The sequence below is a fragment of the Streptomyces sp. NPDC051636 genome, from assembly GCF_044453765.1.
GTDB lineage: Bacteria > Actinomycetota > Actinomycetes > Streptomycetales > Streptomycetaceae > Streptomyces.
On sequence record NZ_JBITDA010000006.1, the window covers coordinates 27,419 to 43,548 of the forward strand.

Consider the following 16,130-nt stretch of genomic DNA (forward strand, 5'->3'; position numbering starts at 1 on the left):
CTCCTGCTCGCTGACAACATGCCTCTCGTACGTCCTCGCTTCGTCTGGTTACTCGGTGCCCGACGGTGTGTCGCGCCGTGCCTCGGGCTTCTCCTGCCGACCCGATGTCTTTCTGCCACGGTCCGCTGCGGAGCCGCGGTTGCCGACGGGCGCGCGCCCCGGGACGCCCTCACCGGACGCCGGCCCGCCGTTCCTGGCCCCCTGCGTCTTGCCGTTCGGCGTACCCACAACGCCTTCCGCGGAGTTCACGGGCCTGCGCGGTACCTGCCCGCCGCCGGTTCCCTGCTCGGGGGCCCTGATTACTCCTCGCTGACCCGGCCTCTCGACGGACCGCGGAGGGCGGGAAGTGTTCTCACCGCCGACAACCGTGCCGCGTGGCACCTGGGAGCCGGTCACGCCTCGTGAGGGTCCGGTGGTGGGCTTCCCACCGATCACCCCACTGGTACGCGCTGCTCCGGTCGGGCCCGTACCGCCCGTGCGCTCGGCCGGTACGCCTCCGGTTCTCGGTATTCCGCCGACGATGTTGCGGCTCACGGGCGCCTTGCCCGCAGGACTGTTTCCCATGGGCGCCCTGCCCACCGGTGACACCGGACCACGGGCTCCCGCCTGACCGGGCACGGCAGGCCTGCCCACCGGGCCGAGAGGCGAGCGGCCAGCGCCGCCTCCGACTCGGGAGCCTCCACCGGCAGGCGGGGCCATGCGCGGCGGTGTCACGACCGGACCTCTCGTTCCGCCTGCGCCGCCACGCCCCACGGGGAGGCCCATGGTCGGCGGTATGGGGCCGGTGGGGATGGGGGGAAATGGTCCGCCGGTGCCGGTGGTGGGGGCAGGTGTCGCCGGTGGGTTGACCGGGATAGTCGGCTTAGCGGTGTCCGGCGGCAGCGTATTGACGCTGTCGATGTCCGTACCCACGTGCTGAGACGGATCCGTGCCCGGGTGTCGTTCCGGTCCCGTGACCACATCGGGCAGCTTCTTCGCGGGGTCGAGCGTCTCCCCAGCACCAGGCCCGTCCGGAGCAGCAACGGAGTGACGGGCCGTTGTTCCCGCGTCGCGAACGGCCGCGGGCGTGTGAGGGAGAGAAGCCTCACCCGTGCCGGGCCCCTTCTCCCACCCGAAACTGGGCTCCGCCTGCGGCACCCCCATCTCCGGCATCTTGCCGAACCGGGGCACCTCCTGCCCCCGCAGCCCCTCCTCCGACACCGCGTAGAAGGACGCCAACCGGTTCATCTGGTTGATCGCCTCCTGGCGGTGCCCCTCCACCTTCAGGGCAGCCTGGTACTCCTTGTTGCTGTCGATCTGCTCGACCGTCGCGAAGGAGTCGAGGCTCTTGGCGATGAACCTGTTGTCGCGGGGCGGCATCGACTTGCGTACGGAAGCCAGCCCCGTGCCGGCCGCGGTGATCTGTGTGCCCACGTTCTCCGCGAAGAGGGCAAGGCTGTACGCGTTGGTGACGAGGTCGTTGGCCCAGTCCCGGAACGCGGTGGCCGCCTCGCCCTCCCAGTCGACCCGGCCTATGTGGCCGCTCAGTTCCTCGGCGGCGTCGTTGATCGCGTCCCGGGCGTCCCAGAGGGCCTTGCCCGCCGTCTCCAGGTGCTCCGGCTTCGCGGACTCCACCATGTCGATCATGTCGTTCAGCTGGTGCTTCTCGAAGCTGGTCCGGCCGAAGCGGATGCCCTGACCGAAGCCCAGCGGATCGAGACCCCGGGACGCGGCCATGACCACATCCACGGCACCGATCTGCTGCTTGGCCCGCTGCACGTCCGCGGCGTGCGGATCCGGCTGTGTGTGCTGGTCGCCCATCAGTACCCCGCCTTGGCCTGCTGCTGGTCGGAGCGCTTCTGATCGCTCTGTGCCTCGGCCTGCTGCTCGTTGATCTCGGTGCGGATCTCGTGGAAGCGTCGCCGGAGGTCGTCCTCCAGGTTGTCGAAGCCGATGTCGGCTCCGTGCACGGCGATCTGCATCGCTTCGATCTGCAGCGCCAGCGACTTGGAGAGCGACGTGATGCGCTCGTGGACCCGCTCGTACTCCCGATGGAGACCAGTGGCCTCGGCGAACTCCCCCTTGCCGCAGAACGCGGCGGGGGAAAGGGTGTGGGCCGCGACCTTCGCGTAACTGCCCGGCGATCCCTCGAAGGTGGCGAGCAGGGTGTCCACCCGCCCCTTGAAGATCTTCAACGCCTCCAGCCCACGCCTCAGGCCACTCCCGCCCGCGTCGTCAGGAAGCACGTTGCGTTTCCCCCGTTCGTGTCCCCCGTCCGAGGTAACTGCGTTCCCCGGACATTCGTTTTCGCAACGGTGTCACTCTAGTCAACCGAACTGACAGTCCCAACTCCCTTATGCAACAACCGTGCTACTGCCGAGGGAACCTTCATGTGTCGCCCACGGGACCACCGGCCCCGCCCCGCCTGCGCGCGTCGCGGATCGCCACCGCCACCCCGCCCAGGGCCGCCACCAGAACAGCAGCTCCCACGGACACATACGTCGCCAGGCGGGCGTTGCGTTCGTCCGCCGTCTCCCCGAGGTGCAGTCGGGCCGGGGTCGGGGCCTCGGCCCGGCTCAGGCCCTCGTGCGGGTCGGGCCTCTCGATCGGGTGGTCGTCGTCCGTCAGGGCGCGGACCGGGTCGACCACACCCCAGCCGACCCGGATGTCATGGCCGGCGACCGAGCGTTCCGCGGTCTGCTCGATCTGGGCGACGACCTCGCGCGGTGTCCACTTGGGGTGTTTCGCCTTGATGAGCGCGGCGACCCCGGCCACGTAGGGCGCCGAGAAGCTCGTGCCGCTCTCGGAGCAGTGGCCGCCCCTGGGGACAGTGGAGATCATGTCGACACCGGGGGCGGCGACGCCCACGAAGTCACCGGACTGGGAGAAGGGCGCACGCTCGTTGTTGCGGTCCGAGGCGGCGACCGCGAGGACACCGGGGAAGGACGCGGGATAGGTGCGCTTGACGTTGCCGTCGAGACCGTCGTTGCCCGCGGAGGCGACCACGACGATGTTGTTCCGCAGCGCTTCGCCGATCGCCCGTTGCAGGTCCGACGCCGGCTTCACCGCGTTCGTGGTGTCCTGGGAGATGTTGATGACCTGGGCCTTCTCCCGGATCGCGTGCCGGATGGCAGCGGTGAGGGTCTCGGTGTCGCCGTTGCCCTCCGCGTCGTTCTGTTTGATGGGGATGATGGTCGCCTCGGGGGCCAGCCCCACGAAGCCCGTGCCGGCGATCGGGCGGGCGGCGATGATCCCCGCCACGCGGGTGCCGTGCCCCACCGTGTCCGTCGTGCCATCGGACTTGCCGCGGTCGATCTTCTCTCCCTTGGCGTTCTCGGCGGGGAGGAGGTTGGCACCGCTCGACGCGTCCACCGCGTGTGTGAGCTGCGGGTTCTTCGTGTCCACCCCTGTGTCGATGACCGCCACGCGCACGTTCTTGCCCTTGGACTGGCGCCACAACTCGTCCAGCAGCACGCGTTGCAGGGCCCAGGGACGGCCCGGGTACTTCTTGTTGGGGAAGGTGCACTGGTCGCTGAAGGAGTCCGCGGTCGCGGGCGGCGCGAGGGCGACCGTGACGGTGCAGAGGGTCGCGGCCGCGATCGCCGCGGTGCGGAGCAGGCGCGAAGACGAAGGTAGGTACCGCACTGCGCCCCCTACGAGCCCTGCGGCTGGCTCGCAGCCGTCGTCGACAGACGCGGTCCTGTAGGCAGGAAGACTGACCAGGACACGGGAATGGGGGCGGGGTCCACGTCGGCGTAGCCGAGACGGATCTGGGCCAGCTGGGCCTCCTGGCGCAGCTCCTTGCGCTGCTTCTCCGTCATGCCGAACTCGGTGCCGTCCGAGTCGGTGTCGGCGTTGGACTGCATGGCATAGCGCAGTCCGGTGTCCGTGACCAGGAAGACCCCGCCCACCTTGGTCTCCGTGCCCTGGAACTGGCGGTACAGCTCGCCCGAGCCGGGGGTCACGTAGGCGCTCGATGACCCGGTGGGAAGCGTGGCGGGGAAGTCGGTGCCCGCCCAGGTGCTCAGGGTGGTCGCGCCGTCGTTCTTGTCCACGTCGCGCAGGACGTTGCAGACGGTGTTGCGGCTGCCGTCCGTGAGTCCGGCGTCGTTGACGACCTTCGGGGTGAGGCTCGGCCACTTGCGGTCGGACGCGAAGGGGGTCGTGCCGGGCACGAAGGCGCCCGCGCTGACGTCGAGGGCCGTGCCGGCCTGGCCGAGACCGACCAGTTCCTTGCTGTTGAGGAGCAGCCTCGCCGTGAAGTCCGAGACGGGCCGGACCTTGCCCTGCTCGACGACGTAGTGCTGCTGGTGGTCGCCGTTGGGCGCCCGGAGCACCATGCCGACCTTGTTCGCCTCGGCGGGCAGGCTTCCGGAGATCCCCGCGTCGGCGCCCACGCGCCCTTCGACCTCGGGGAACTCGACGGGATCACCCTCGTGAAGGGTCTTGATCCAGTCCTGGGACACCCGCTCGGGCTGCCGGCCGGCGCCGACCAGAGTGCGCAGCAGCAGCTCGTCGTTCTTGTCGACCTCGTACGCGGTGCCGTGCGCGTCCACGATGTACCGCGTCCCGTTCGGGGCGGCGACGTAGAGCAGTTCGCCGCCGCGCAGCTTCTGCCGGGGCCCCTCGGTCCTGCTCAGGTCGCGGGCGGCGAGGACGAACGCCGCCTTCTGGATCGCCCTGCCGCCCGCGCTCGGGCGCTCGCAGACGGCCCAGCGCTTCCTGGCGCCCGCCTCCTTGCCGGAGGGCAGACGATCGGGTGCGTAGGGGATGCCGATGGTGACACCGTGCGGGATCTTGCCGTTGTCCAGGATCGACTCGTCGACGGTGACCACTTCCCCCTTCCCGTCCTTCAGGAGGAGTTTCGCCGACGCCATGTTGAGCACCGGGTGCAGTTGCTTCCTGCCGTCCGTCGTGAGGATGACGTACCGGGTGGTGGACTTGCTGGCGATGATCACCTTTTCGCCGGGGGCGTCCCAGCCCTGCGGCGCGGTCGGCCGGAACATGCCCCAGGCGCCGAACACGGCCATGACGACCACTGCGACGATGGTCCCCGGCAGCACCGCCCGCAGTGGCCTGGGGGCTCCTTCCTCCGAGCCGTCGGAGGAAGGCTGGACGAACGCTGCGAGCATGCGCCGCTTCGCAAAGGTGTAGGCGTTGAGTTGATCCCGCCGAGATGCCATCTGCCCCTGATTCTCCCCGTGTCGCGTCCGAGTGGCGGTCGAAGGCCGACGCCTCCGTCCCTGCGTTGTCGGACCGACCCCCTACTATGCCTGGTGTCTGATCGATTCCGGGGAGCGGGTAGGGTGCCTGGGCTGTCAAGGGCCTTGCCGACTGGCGGAATTCCAGCGCATTGTGAGGAAAACGGGGGGACGAATTGAGGGCTTGCGGGACGCGGACCCGCTCTGGTCTACAGGGACGGACGCGGAGCCCTTCGGCACCGGGTCCGGAACCGGCCGGGCAGGGGCCGACGCCGACACCACGCCGGCCGCAGCCGGACGCGGTGCGTCCGAGTGTCCGTCCGGCGCAGTCCGGTTCATTCCGCCTGCAACGGCTCGTACTGCCCGAACTCGCGGCCGCTGCGCTCCTCGTCGGCTGGGCGGTCGACCCGGTGGTCCTGGCGCCGGCAGCCGTCGTCGCCCTGCTGCTGGTGGCGCTCGCCTTCGTCCGCCGTCGCGGCCGTTCGTTGCCGGAATGGCTCGCCACAGCCCGCGACTTGAAGGTACGTCAGAAGCGTGCGGCACACACCCCGATACCCCCGGGCACGGAACCGGCCCTGGTACCGGCCCTGGAGTGCGAGCCCGCCCTGCGGACCTACTCCTACGGGGTGCGCGACCGGCGTCCCGTCGGCATCATCGGCGACGGGACCTTCGTCACCGCCGTCCTTCAGGTGGAGGCCGACGCCACCGCGCTGCGGGCCGAGCGGAACCGTCAGCCGCTGCCGCTCGGGCTGGTGCGGGACGCCCTCGAGGTGGACGGCATACGTCTGGAGTCGGCACAGATCGTGCTGCACACGCAGCCGGCGCCCGCGCTGCACCTGCCGCAGCAGTCCGTGGCCGTCGCCAACTACCTGCCCCTGCAGGAGCAGACCGGTGCTCCGGCGGTGCGCATCACCTGGATCGCGCTGAAGCTGGACCCCGAGCTGTGCGCCGAGGCCGTGGCGGCGCGCGGGGGCGGCCTTCTCGGCGCGCAGAAGTGCGTGGTCCGTACGGCCGACCATCTCGCGAGCCGGCTGACGGGGGCCGGGTTCCGGGCGACCGTGCTCGACGAGGAGGAACTCGTCGCCGCCCTCGCCACGTCGGCCTGTGCCAATCCGCTGGTGACGGCGGAGGCCGGGCGGAGCGAGGCGCGCGAGCGGCGGACGCAGGAGTCCGGCCGGAGCTGGCGCTGCGACAACCGCCGGCACACCACGTACTGGGTGCGCCGGTGGCCCCCACTGGGCGGCGGAGCCACATCACTGCCGCAGCTGATCGCCGGGATCACCGCGATACCGGCGCTGGCCACCACCTTCAGCCTCACCCTCGCACGCGGGGAGCGGCAGGAGGTGTCCCTGTGCGGGCATCTGCGGGTGACCGGGCGCAGCGACGACGAACTGGTCGCTGCCCGGCGCGCGGCGGAGGGCGCCGCCCGGCAGGCCGGCGCGGGACTCGCCCGGCTCGACCGGGAACAACTGCCCGGCCTGCTCGCCACGTTGCCCCTGGGAGGTGTGCGGTGACGACCCCGACGACGCGGCGGACCGCCGATCCGGCGGCCGTACCGGAGGGCGCCGAGCCCTTCGCCGTCCAGCGGGCGACCGCCCGGTTGCGCAACGGCCTCGGGCTGCTCGGCCCCCGGCACGGGCGGCACGCGGTGCCCGCGCACCTGCTGGACTCGCTCGCGCTGCCCATCGGCGACGACGGGGTCGTGGCCGGTGTGGACGCCGAGGGGCAGCCGGCCGTGCTGGGGCTCAACCGGCCCACGGCGTACGACGTCGTGCTGATCGGCGGGCTGTGGACCGCGCAGGTACTCGCGCTGCGGGCGGCGGCGACGGGCGCGCGGGTCGCCGTGGAGACCGGGCGGCCGCAGGCCTGGATACAGATGGTGCACGCCATGGGGGGCGGTCAGAACGGCCTCGCCGTGTACGACGTGGGCCGGGTGCCGCCGCAGGGCGCGTCGGCCGGTACGCCGGTCCTGGTGGTGCGGGACTGCGGCATGCGGCCGCCCCGGGGGCGGGTCACGTCCGGTCCCTGGCAGTCGGTGCTGACACTGCTGCCGTACCTCAGCCCGGTCGCGCCCCGGCTGCTGCGGCAGGCGCGGCTCGCGGGCATCCAGCGGGTCTCGCCGGACGAGGCCCGGGAACTGGGCCGCACCATGGGGCTGAACCGGGTCGAGGTGGAGGCCCTTCCCACGCTCGCCGACGGCGTCACCCTGTGGTGCACCGACCGGGACCGGCAGTACGTCATGACACAGCCGACCGATGCCGAGACCGGATTGTTGGGTACACCACGGCGGATGGACTGACGGTGGTCCGGTGAACGGGCCGGCCCCTGGCCCGACCTGACGGCTGTTGTCCGTTTTGCTCGTCAATGGTGCGCCAATACGGCGGCCTTGTGCGCCACTTCCGGACGGGTGCGACCTGGTGGGCCGGTGCTGAGGGGCGGACGGGCCTGCCCGGGGGCGGCTCGTGGTGATTAGGCTGGGACCGGGCGCGATGCCAGAACCCGTGGACCGGGCATCGACGACCCAGGGGGAGAGCCGGTGGATCGGACTACCTCGAACGACTACGGACGACTGAGAACGACACGACATGGTCGCCCCGGCACGGCATGAGGGTGCTCGACCACACCAGGAGGAACTGTGAGCAGCGATCGGGACGGGATCCGCGGGGGCTGGGCCACACCCGGCGATGACCAGCCCGACGCGGAGTCCGCCATCGAGACGACGGGCGAGTTCACCATCGACTACGCGCCGCCTGCCTGGTACACGCAGAACGCGTCGCAGGCGGGCGGGACGACGGGGAACCCGGAGCAGGACTCCGGGGCCGGCGCGACTTCCGGCGCGCCTGGTGCCGCCGGGGCGGCCGGTGGGCAGTCCGCTTCGCCTTTCGCGGATGCCGGGGGGGCTCCGATTCCGGGGCTGGCCCCTCCTCCGCACGCCAACCAGGCGGGCGGTGCCGTGGCACCCGGCGCGCCCTTCGCACCGCCCGCCCCTGCTCCCGCGCCGGGGGCGCCGTTCACACCGCCCGCGCCGGCTCCCGGCGCTCCGCTCACACCGCCCGCGCCGCCGACCGGGGCGCCCGGTGCTGTGCCGAGGCTGCCGGTGGGCAGCGGGTTCGAGCCGCAGGCCCCGCAGCAGGCGCAGCCGCCGCAGCCGGATACTCGGGTCGAGGGGCCTGGCGGGGATCCGGCGTCCCCGGCCGCGCTGCCGAACATTCCGGCGGGTGGGTTCCAGCAGCCGTGGGCTCCGCCCGCGGCTCCGCCGACGGCTGCGGCTGCTCCCGCGGCTCCCGCCGCTCCTTCCGTGGCCGAGCCGGAGTCCGGCAACGGTGATCTGGAAAGCGGCGCCACCATGCGGTTCTCGGCCGTCGCGCTGAAGCGCGAGATGGCCGCGATCGCGGAGCGCGAGGCCGCGTCCGCGGACGGCGGTTCGGACGACGCCCATGACGCCAATGACTCCGATGACTCGGAGGGAGTGACCACGGCGGAGGTCCAGGACCCGGTTGCAGCCGAAGGGGCCGACAGGGCCGACGTGGTCGAGCCGCAGAACGTGTCCGAGGGCGCCGACGCGCCCGGGGAGGACGGCAGTGACGGGGCCGCCGACGCCGATGAGGACGTCGAGTCGGTGAAGGCCGAGGCTGCGCCGGAGGCCCCCGCCGAGGAGGTCTCGCCGCAGGGTGACGCGCCGGTGGAGGAGGAGTCCGCGGACGCCGCGGCCGCCGCCGCCCTCGCGGAGGCGGAAGTCGCCGAGTCCTCGGACACCGAGGATGACGGTGCCCAGCACGAGGAGGCCGCACCGGCGCCGGACGCCGAGGCCGAGGACGCCGTCGACGCGGAGGCCGAGGTTCAGGACGCCGTTCCGGCCGACGCCGAGCCCGCCGACCCCGAGGCCGCGTCCGCTCAGGACGACACCCCCGACGCTGAGTCCCCCGCCGCGGACGCCGCTCCGCAGGACAGCGCGCCCCAGGGTGCCCCGCCCGCCTGGACTCCCCCGCCGGCGCCGCAGGCCGGGGTGCCGCCGCTGCCGCCGTCGTACCAGCCCGCCGCCCCCGCTCCGGCGGCCGAGTGGCCCGCGCAGCCGGGGCCGCAGCAGCCGGACCCGGTGCCCGGGCAGCCGCAGCCTGCCGCCGCGCAGGGCCCGACGGCCGTACCGGCGCAGCAGCCGCCGTTCCAGCCCCAGGCGCCGCAGCCCGCGCCCGCCGCCTGGAACCAGCCCCCTGCGCCGCCCGCCACCCCCCAGCCCGGCCAGCCGTACGCCCCGGCAGCACCCCAGCCGGCCGACGCCACCCCTCCCGCACCCAACCCGCAGACCGGCTACGGCTTCCCGCAGCCCACGGGCCCCGAGGGCGCATCGCCCGCCCAGCCCGGCCAGGGCTACGGCTTCCCCCAGCCGAGTGTCCCAGGCGCTCCCGGCCCGCAGCCCCCGGCCCAGCAGCCGGGCGGCGCCCCTGTCCCTCCGGGCCCCACCCCGCCCGGTGGTCACGGCTTCCCGCAGACCGGAGGCCCCGGAGCCCCCGCGGGAGCCCCGGGCGGCTTCCCGCAGACCGGAAGCCCCGCAGGCGCACCGGCTCCCGGCCCCACTCCACCCGCCGGATACGGCTTCCCGCACCCCGCAGGCGGCCCCGCGGCACCGGGCGCGCCGGCTGCCCCCACCCCTCAGCCCCCGCACGCACCTCAGACCCAGCAGCCCCCTGCCCCTGCCCCGAACGCCCAGGCCCCCGCACAGCCCGCCGGTTACGGGTTCCCTCAGTCCACAGGTCCCGCAGGCGCACCCGGAGCCCCCAACTCCCCTGCCGAACCGGGCGGTTACGGCTTCCCCCAGCCCCCCGCACAGCAAGGCCAGGGCCAGGACCAGGGCCAGCCGCAGCCCCCTCAGGCACCGGCAGCCCAGTCCCCGCACGCCGCCCAAGCGCCGCACGCACAGGCCCCCGTCGACCCCCGTGCCGGTGCCGCCTGGCCGCAGCCCATACAGCACGACCAGCGGCAGATGACCAACCCCGGTGCCGCGCCGCTGGGTTACACCGCTGCCGTGGAGCTGTCGTCGGACCGGCTGCTGAACAACAAGAAGCAGAAGGCGAAGAGCGGGCGGCCCTCGGCGGCGGCGTCGCGGTTCAAACTGGGCGGGAAGAAGGAGGAGGCGGAGCGGCAGCGGAAGCTGGAGCTGATCCGGACGCCCGTGCTGTCCTGCTACCGGATCGCCGTCATCAGCCTCAAGGGCGGTGTCGGCAAGACGACCACGACGACCGCGCTGGGCTCCACCCTCGCCTCCGAGCGGCAGGACAAGATCCTCGCCATCGACGCGAACCCGGACGCCGGTACGCTCGGCCGCCGCGTGCGCCGCGAGACCGGGGCGACCATCCGTGACCTCGTCCAGGCGATCCCGTACCTCAACTCGTACATGGACATCCGGCGGTTCACGTCCCAGGCGCCGTCCGGGCTCGAGATCATCGCCAACGACGTCGACCCGGCCGTCTCGACGACCTTCAACGACGAGGACTACCGGCGCGCGATCGACGTGCTGGGCAGGCAGTACCCGGTCATCCTCACCGACTCGGGTACGGGTCTGCTCTACAGCGCCATGCGCGGTGTGCTCGACCTCGCCGACCAGCTCATCATCATCTCCACGCCGTCGGTGGACGGTGCGAGCAGCGCCAGTACGACGCTGGACTGGCTGTCCGCGCACGGGTACGCCGACCTCGTCTCGCGGTCCCTCACCGTCATCTCGGGAGTGCGCGAGACCGGGAAGATGATCAAGGTCGAGGACATCGTCGCGCACTTCGAGACGCGCTGCCGGGGCGTTGTCGTCGTGCCGTTCGACGAGCACCTGGCGGCCGGTGCCGAGGTCGACCTCGACATGATGCGGCCCAAGGTGCGGGAGGCGTACTTCAACCTCGCGGCGATGGTCGCCGAGGACTTCGTACGCCACCAGCAGTCCCACGGCCTGTGGACCAGCGACGGCAACCCGCCGCCGGTGGCCGCGCCGCCGATGCCGGGGCAGCCCGTTCCCGGGCAGCAGTACAACCCCGGACAGCCGTACCCGCAGCAGGGACAGCCCTACCCGCAGCAGCCGGGCCAGCCGTATCCGCAGGCCCCGGGTCAGCCGTACCCGCCGCAGGGTCAGCCGGGGCAGCCCTACCCGCAGCCGCAGCCGCAGCCGCCGGGCCAGCCCTACCCGCAGCAGCAGCCGGGCCAGCCCTACCCCCCGCAGGCTCCGCCCCAGCAGTAGCGCGGCACGAGGAAGGGCGGCCGGTGCCTCATCAGCACCGGCCGCCCTTCCTCGTCGTACCTACTGCTCCGCCGCGACCAGTTCCCGACAGCGCTTCACGTCCTCGGCCATCTGCTCCAGCAGGGCCTGAAGCGACTCGAACTTGGCCTGCCCGCGCACGTACACCAGGAAGTCGACGGCGACGTGCAGGCCGTACAGGTCGAGGCCGACGCGGTCGATGGCGTACGCCTCCACCGTGCGCTCGGTGCCGTCGAACTGCGGGTTCGTGCCGACGGAGATCGCGGCCGGCATCGCCTCGCCCTGCGCGTGCAGGTAGCCGGCGTACACGCCGTCGGCCGGGATCGCGGTGTGCGGGAGCGTCTCGACGTTGGCGGTGGGGAAGCCCAGCTCGCGCCCGCGCTGGGCGCCGCGCACGACCACGCCCTCCACGCGGTGCGGGCGGCCCAGGATCTCGCGGGCGCCCTCGACGTCGCCCTCGGCGACCAGGCGCCGGGTCAGGGTCGAGGAGAAGGGCTCGCCGCCGCCCGCCGTGCCGGTCACGTACAGGTCGACGACCTCGACCTCGAAGTCGTAGATCTTGCCCTGTTCGGCGAGGAACTCGACGTTGCCGGCCGCCTTGTGGCCGAAGCGGAAGTTGGGACCCTCGACGACCGCCTTGGCGTGCAGCTTGTCCACCAGGACCTTGACGACGAAGTCGGCCGGGGACAGCTTCGAGAACTCCGTGGTGAACGGGAGGATCAGCACGGCGTCCACACCCAGCTCGGCCATCAGCTCGGCGCGGCGGTGGTGCGGGGCGAGCAGCGGGGGGTGGCTGCCGGGGCGGACGACCTCGCTGGGGTGCGGGTCGAAGGTGACGACGACGGAGGGGATGCCCAGCTCGCGGGCGCGGTCCACGCCGTGCTTGATGATCAGCTGGTGGCCGCGGTGCACTCCGTCGTAGGAGCCGATGGTGACGACGCTGCGCCCCCAGTCCTGGGGGATGTCCTCCAAGCCACGCCAGCGCTGCACTGTGACCGCTCCTCGAACCCGTGTCCGTATCTACCGTTGACCGCTTACGCAGGTCTAAGGGTGCCATGCCGCGTGCTCCGGGCCCGCATCGGCATGGGGGCTGTGACAGGGCGCACGTCTCAGGCGGGTACGTGTACGCCCGCCAGGTTCCCGATCACACGCCGTGTGCTGGGCCCCACCACCGCGGCCCACTCCTGAGGGCTGTCGGTGAGCCGGCGGGCCATCAGCGCGGCGAAGCCGGGGACCTGCCGGCCCAGGTCGACCAGGCCGCGGTCGAAGCGGGTCGCGCCGTCGGGGGTGCGGACGAGGAGCAGGCCCGTGCGGTGGACGAGGTCGCAGACGTCCTCGTCGCCGGCCCGGGCGGCGGCGTGCAGCAGGGCGTCCAGGACGGTGGCGTCCTGCTCGTGGGCCAGCAGGAACTCCAGCAGTTCCCGCCGCAGGGGGCGGGAGGCCATGGTGCCGGGGGTGGCCAGTACGGCCGCGAGGGCGGTCCGTACCGGCTCGGGGCCGCCGTCCAGGAGGCCCGTGACCAGCGGGAGCAGCACGGGGCGGGCGGACGGGCCCTGGTCGAGGCGGCGGTCGACGTACGCCGCCACGGGCCGCGCGGTCTCCGGCCGCAGCTCGGCCGCCTCGCGCACCAGCGCGGCGACCCGGTGGGCCAGCGGGGGCGCGGTGACGTCGGCGAGGGTGCGCAGCGCCTCCCCGGAGTCCACCCCGGCGCGCAGCCGGGCGCGGAAGGCGTCGAGAACCGGGTCGGGGTCCGTGGCCAGGGCGGGGATCAGGGCGCTCGGCGCGAACTGCGGGTCGCCGGCGGCGAAGTGCCGCAGGGCCTCCGGGAGATGCCGGGCGCGGGTGCAGGGGTCCCGGACGAGGAGGGCGAGCGCGCCGCCGCGCAGGCTGCGGTCGGCGGGGCGGGCCAGCAGGGTGAGGGCCGCGTGGCGCAGCAGCTCGCGGTCGGCCTCGGCGCGTACGTGGGGTGCGGCGCGCAGCCCGTACGCCAGGGCCGCCTCCCGCCGCGTCTGGCGCTCGTCGCGCGCCCACCGGTCGACGGCCCGGCAGACCGCGGACGGTTCGTCCTCGGCGAGCACCGCGAGCAGCTCGCCGCCGCGCCGGTGCGCGCTGTCCGCGAGCACCTCGGTGAGGTCGTCCAGCGCGCCGTGCCGGTAGGTGTGCAGCAGCGCCTGCGCGGCCGTGGCCACGGTGGCGTGCGGAGTGGCGGGCAGCGGCCGCTCGTCGTCGAACCACCGGGTCAGGCGCGGCTGTACGGCGGTGGGGTCGGCGGCGAGCAGCCGGGCCACGGCGTCGAGGTATCGCGGGCTGGTGGGCGGCGGGGCGGGGCGCCTGCCGTCCTCCCCGCGCCACGGCAGCGGTTCCGGCGGGGTCTTCGCCCCCGCGGTCTCCGGCGGAGGCTCGTCCGCCTGGACCAGCCGGCGCAGCAGGTCGAAGCGCCCGGGGTCCGAAATCGGCAGGGCGGTCCAGAAAACGGGGCCGAACTCGGCGGGCACCGGGCGGTGTTGCCGCCGCCAGGCGACGATGCGGTCGGCCAGCAGACGGAGCACGCCGGTGTACGGGGTCGCGTCGGGGACCTGTGTCAGCGCCTGGGCGAGCAGGCGGGCGGCCCACCAGGAAGCGGGGTCCGCGTCCAGGGCGTGGACCAACTCCTCCAGGTGGCATGCGAGTTGACCGGTTCCGTGCTGGCGGGCGAGGAGGAGCAGGGCCTGGACGACCGGGCCGACGCGGTGGTGCGGGACGGGCAGGGGGTGGCTGTCCCGCGGGGCGCGGCGGCCGTGCACCAGCACGTGCAGGGCCTCGTCCAGGTCGAGGTGCATGCCCTGGATCCAGTCGGCGAGCTCCTCGTGGGCGAAGCGGTAACCGCTCCCGGCGGGCACCAGCAGGCCCTCGGTCAGGACGGCGGACGCCCAGCCCGTGCCGCCGCCCAGCCAGGACGGGGCGGGCCCCCAGGGGAACACCGCCTCGAAGGACGCCCGGTCCAGCTCGCCCTGCCCCGGGCCGAGACTGCGCCGGGCGGCCTCGTGGACCTGCCCGGAGACCCGGGCCGCGAGACGGCGTACGGCGGTGCCGCGCAGGCCGTTCTCGGCGGCGAGGCGCACCGCGATGCGCAGGCACATCAGGTCCAGGTAGGCCGCGAAGACCTCGTGCCGGTCGACGGGGGCCGCTGGGGTGTCCGGCAGGGCGGCACGCACCTCCGACAGGAGGCGGAGGGTGAGGGGATGGCGGACGTCGCGGTCGGTGAGGGAGCCCTCGGGCACGGCGTAGCGGGCGCGGGCCCGGCGGGCCTGCGTTGCGGAGAAGTCGGTCAGGTGCACGCAGGGCGGGAGGGGGCGGGGCGCGTCGGCGGGAGCGCCGGCGGACGCCGGGGCCGGGGCAGCGGGATACAGCAGCTCGGGCGGGAACTCCGCCCCGGCACTCTCCCAGTACTCCTCCCGGCACGCCACCACCAGCCGTGCCCCCGTCGCCCGCAGCCACTCCTCCGTCCCCGCCGTCCACTCGGGGAGCCGGTGGGTGAGGACGGGAGGCATCTCCTCGGGGCCGTCGAGCAGGAGCAGCAGGGGACGGCCGACCTGCGCGGCGACCCGGGCGAGACGCTCCGGGGTGACGCCTCCCGGACCGGCCGGGTCACCCGGATGCCCCGCGCCACCGGGCAGCGGCGCCCGGGAGGCGGCGACGATACGGGCCGCCCGCTCCAGCGTGCGGCGCGCCGCGTCGGCCACCGAGCCGTCGGTGTCCTCCAGGTCGGCGCCGCGCAGCCACAGCGTGGGCGCCGGTTCCGCGCCGCGGCCCCGCCGGGCGGCGAGGGCCGCGAGTTCCGTCGTACGGCCGCTGCCCGGGGCGCCGACGAGGGCGAGGACGGCGGCGCCGCCGCCGTCCTCGGTGAAGGACGTCAACTGCCGTACCACCTCCGCCCGTTCCACGGGCTCGACCGGGCCGAGGCCCGCGGTGACGGCCCGGCCGACGTGTCCGGCGAGCGCTCCGGGCGGGCCGTCCTGCCCCACCGAGGTGGCGGTCACCTCCAGGACGCCCGCCAGGTTGAGGTCGGCGCCGTACGCGGGCACGGTCGCGGCGTTGCGGGCCAGCAGCTCGGCGAGCGGGCCATCGGCGGGGCGCAGCGGCACGGCGAAGCCCGCGTCGCGGTCACCGGACCGCAGGGCCGTGCCGAGGACGCCGAGCACGGCGCCGGTCCGAGCGTCGAGCACCGGTCCGCCGGCCGCCCCGCCGCCGAGCCGCAGTGCGTCCCGGCCGGCCGTGCCCATCGCCAGCTCCAGTGCTTCGCCGAGGAGATGGCAGCGGTCGGTGGCCGTGTAGGTCACCCCGGTGGGGCCGAGCACCCGGGCCTCGCGCCAGCCGCCGGCGGGGATGCGGACGTACGTGCCGGTCGCGATCCTCTCCCGCACGGTCACCGGGAGCGGGTCCACGCCGAGGCCCTCGGTGCGGACCAGGGCGAGGTCCAGGGCGGGCAGCGGGGTGACGGCGTCGGCCGTCACGACACGGGTCCGCTCGCCGGCGGTGTGCAGCACCAGCCGGGGCAGGCCGTCGACGGCCTCATGACTGGTGACGAGCGTGCCGTGGTGGTCGGCCAGGAAGCCGGTGCCGCGCGGGCGGCCGGCCGGGTCGTGGATCCGTACCAGACACGCGTCGAGGGCCCGGTCGCGGTCCTCGCCGGGAGTCGGGCCCTTTTCCGCCATGATCGAACCTCCCCGCCC

9 protein-coding genes are annotated in these 16,130 nt (G+C 73.8%); 3 read left to right on the forward strand and 6 right to left on the reverse strand.

What is annotated here, in order from left to right:
• Window positions 1-48 precede the first annotated feature (48 nt).
• From ACIBBH_RS13605 to eccB, 4 genes are all read right to left on the reverse strand, one after another.
• Complete coding sequence (locus tag ACIBBH_RS13605; RefSeq protein WP_399404414.1) at window positions 49-1,800, reverse strand: hypothetical protein; 1,752 nt, start codon at window positions 1,798-1,800, stop codon at window positions 49-51.
• Window positions 1,800-2,225 carry a hypothetical protein gene (locus ACIBBH_RS13610; RefSeq protein ID WP_399404415.1) on the reverse strand — a complete coding sequence of 142 codons (426 nt, stop codon included), beginning with the start codon at window positions 2,223-2,225 and terminating at the stop codon, window positions 1,800-1,802. The genes ACIBBH_RS13605 and ACIBBH_RS13610 overlap by 1 nt, the downstream gene beginning before the upstream one ends.
• A gap of 142 nt (window positions 2,226-2,367) precedes the next feature.
• Window positions 2,368-3,624 carry a type VII secretion-associated serine protease mycosin gene (gene mycP / locus ACIBBH_RS13615; RefSeq protein ID WP_399404416.1) on the reverse strand — a complete coding sequence of 419 codons (1,257 nt, stop codon included), beginning with the start codon at window positions 3,622-3,624 and terminating at the stop codon, window positions 2,368-2,370.
• A gap of 8 nt (window positions 3,625-3,632) precedes the next feature.
• Window positions 3,633-5,162 (reverse strand): type VII secretion protein EccB, encoded by a 1,530-nt coding sequence (eccB, locus tag ACIBBH_RS13620; protein WP_399404417.1) that lies wholly within the window; start codon window positions 5,160-5,162, stop codon window positions 3,633-3,635.
• Between the two features lie 320 nt (window positions 5,163-5,482).
• On the opposite strand from eccB, the gene eccE reads away from it, so the two are divergent.
• The 3 genes from eccE (at window position 5,483) to ACIBBH_RS13635 (ending at window position 11,400) form a co-directional block, all read left to right on the forward strand.
• The gene (eccE, locus tag ACIBBH_RS13625) at window positions 5,483-6,694 is read left to right on the forward strand and encodes a type VII secretion protein EccE (protein WP_399404418.1); all 1,212 of its coding nucleotides are present in this window, start codon (window positions 5,483-5,485) and stop codon (window positions 6,692-6,694) included.
• Window positions 6,691-7,479, forward strand: a complete 789-nt coding sequence (locus ACIBBH_RS13630) for a hypothetical protein (RefSeq protein ID WP_399404419.1) — start codon at window positions 6,691-6,693, stop codon at window positions 7,477-7,479. The genes eccE and ACIBBH_RS13630 overlap by 4 nt, the downstream gene beginning before the upstream one ends.
• Before the next feature lie 336 nt (window positions 7,480-7,815).
• On the forward strand, window positions 7,816-11,400 hold the full coding sequence (locus ACIBBH_RS13635; protein ID WP_399404420.1) for an SCO5717 family growth-regulating ATPase: 3,585 nt from the start codon (window positions 7,816-7,818) through the stop codon (window positions 11,398-11,400).
• Between the two features lie 60 nt (window positions 11,401-11,460).
• Here the strand turns inward: ACIBBH_RS13635 and ACIBBH_RS13640 are convergent, their stop codons facing one another.
• Together ACIBBH_RS13640 and ACIBBH_RS13645 are read right to left on the reverse strand one after the other, a co-directional pair.
• The gene (locus ACIBBH_RS13640) at window positions 11,461-12,408 is read right to left on the reverse strand and encodes a bifunctional riboflavin kinase/FAD synthetase (protein ID WP_399404421.1); all 948 of its coding nucleotides are present in this window, start codon (window positions 12,406-12,408) and stop codon (window positions 11,461-11,463) included.
• 119 nt (window positions 12,409-12,527) lie between these two features.
• Window positions 12,528-16,112 (reverse strand): trypsin-like peptidase domain-containing protein, encoded by a 3,585-nt coding sequence (locus tag ACIBBH_RS13645; protein ID WP_399404422.1) that lies wholly within the window; start codon window positions 16,110-16,112, stop codon window positions 12,528-12,530.
• Window positions 16,113-16,130: the final 18 nt, after the last annotated feature.